Raw genomic sequence first — 1,235 nt, forward strand, 5'->3', positions numbered from 1 at the left:
TGAATCGCTACCACTTCTATAGACACTTTCTAGCCTAATATTTAGTCTATTAGGAGGTGTGTAATGAGTACAAGAAGACGGTTTACTGAAGAGTTCAAGTTAGAGGCAGTCAAGCAAGTCGTTGAGCGAGGATTTGGGGTTCGAGATGTGGCTGCTAGGCTGGGCACCTCACCCCATAGTCTGTATGCCTGGATTAATAAATATGGTATTCCAGCCGAGCAGCGCTTAGTTCAAGATGATCAATTAGCTAAGCTTAAAAGACTGGAGGCGGAGCTGCGGCGGGTTACCGAAGAGCGCGACATCCTAAAAAAGGCCGCCGCGTACTTTGCCAAGGAGTCCGGTTAAAGTACGCCTTCATCAAAAAGCACCAGCATGAGCATGCCATCCGCACGATGTGCAAGGTTTTACGAGTCCACCACAGTGGCTATTACGCCTGGCTTAAAGAGCCGCTCTCGTTTCGAGCGTATGAGAACCAGATGATCGTAGGTCAAATTAAGCAAGCGTGGCTGGCAAGCGGCACCATCTATGGTTATCGCAAGATCCATGATGACCTGCAAGATCTGGGGATTGCTTGTGGAGAGCAACGGGTGTATCGATTGATGAAGGCACAGGGCCTGCGTTCCCAAACAGGCTACAAGCGTAAACCACGGCACCATACTGGTAAGCCTCATGTGGCAGCCCCCAATCACTTGGGTCAGCAGTTTGATGTTTTAGAACCTAATGAGACCTGGGTAACGGACATTACTTATATCCGCACGCATGAGGGTTGGCTGTACTTGGCGGTGGTCTTGGATTTATTCTCCCGCCAGATTGTAGGCTGGTCGATGCAAGGTCAAATGGATAAGGAGTTGGTGGTCAGCGCCTTGCTGATGGCTTTATGGAAACGAAAACCCAAGCAGACAGTGATGATCCACTCGGATCAAGGCAGTCAATTTTCTAGTTACGAGTGGCAAGCGTTCTTAAAAGAACATAACCTCAAACAAAGCATGAGTCGGCGCGGAAACTGCCATGACAATGCCGTAGTGGAGAGCTTTTTCCAACTACTCAAGCGGGAGCGGATTAAACGTAAAACCTATGCCAGCAGAGCAAAAGCAAGAGAAGATATTTTTGATTACATCGAAATGTTTTACAACCCGGTTAGACGCCATAGTTACAACAATGGACTTTCTCCGGTAAGATTTGAACAGCAGTACCAAGCGAGGTTGGGAAGTGTCTAAGATATTGGTAGCGATTCA

Annotated in this window: 1 protein-coding gene; it reads left to right on the forward strand. The window is 47.9% G+C overall.

The features are described 5' to 3' along the window. The first annotated feature begins 63 nt into the window (after positions 1-63). Positions 64-1,217 (forward strand): IS3 family transposase gene (locus ICN40_RS11505; protein ID WP_216244118.1). Its coding sequence is split into 2 segments (ribosomal slippage): positions 64-304 and positions 304-1,217, totalling 1,155 coding nucleotides; the frame shifts between segments, so codons are not numbered across the junction. The last annotated feature ends 18 nt before the right edge of the window (positions 1,218-1,235 follow it).

It is taken from the genome of Polynucleobacter sp. Fuers-14, from assembly GCF_018882045.1.
Lineage (GTDB): Bacteria > Pseudomonadota > Gammaproteobacteria > Burkholderiales > Burkholderiaceae > Polynucleobacter.